General features: G+C 64.9%; 1 protein-coding gene and 1 pseudogene. Both read left to right on the forward strand.

Annotated elements, in window-relative coordinates; genetic code table 11:
- Positions 1 to 671: pseudogene (locus NS334_RS16595) on the forward strand (hypothetical protein); the annotation flags it as partial.
- 2 nt (positions 672 to 673) lie between these two features.
- A partial coding sequence (locus NS334_RS16600) for an FUSC family protein (protein WP_241492008.1) occupies positions 674 to 891 on the forward strand: 218 nt, incomplete at its 3' end.

Raw genomic sequence — 891 nt, forward strand, 5'->3', positions numbered from 1 at the left:
TGGTCCCCCTAGATTACCCCTTCCCCCTTCTTCGGCAGCTTCGGAGTTGTATAAGAGACCGGCGCGGCATTCACACGAACATGCCGGCCACCGTGCCGGCCGACGTCTCAAGGGCGCTGGCGTTCAATTCGGCGCCGCCGGCCACTCTCACGACCGACGAGCGCCGTGCCTGGGATCAGCTGCGCCTCTTCTACGACAAGGGCCTCGGCTACGCGATCGAGATGGCCAATCGCCCGCAGACCCTGTACGGGCTCGTCGATTCGCCGGTCGGCCTCGCGGCTTGGATGCTCGATCACGACGCGCGCAGCCAGGAGATGATCGCCCGCGTCTTCGACGGCGAGACGGAAGGGCTGTCGCGCGACGACGTGCTCGACAACGCCACGCTGTATTGGCTGACCAACACCGCGATCTCCTCGGCTCGGCTCTACTGGGACACCCATCAGGTATCGACGGGCGGCTTCTTCGATGTGCGCGGCGTCAAGATCCCGGTCGCCGTCAGCGCATTCCCTGACGAAATCTACACGGCACCCCGGAGCTGGGCGGAGCAGGCCTATCCGAAGCTGATCCACTACAACAAGCTCGACAAGGGCGGGCACTTCGCGGCGTGGGAGCAGCCCGAGCTGTTTGTCGCCGAAATGCGCACCGCCTTCCGCCCGCTGCGCAACGCCTAGTCATGCAACCGGCGGTGCGCGCGAATGTGCGCACCGCCATTCCTGTCGGACTTACGATGGACCAGTCGCATTCATTTCTGTCGCGGCATTCCGCTTCCGTCTTCGCGGTGCGGACGTTTGCCGCGGCCATGGTGGCGCTCTCGATTGCGCTGCTGCTTGACATGCCACGCCCCTACTGGGCGATGGCGTCCGTCTACATCACCTCCAACCAGCTGACAGG

Origin of the sequence: Sphingomonas endophytica, assembly GCF_001476895.1 — a bacterium.
Taxonomy (GTDB): Bacteria; Pseudomonadota; Alphaproteobacteria; order Sphingomonadales; family Sphingomonadaceae; genus Sphingomonas; species Sphingomonas endophytica_A.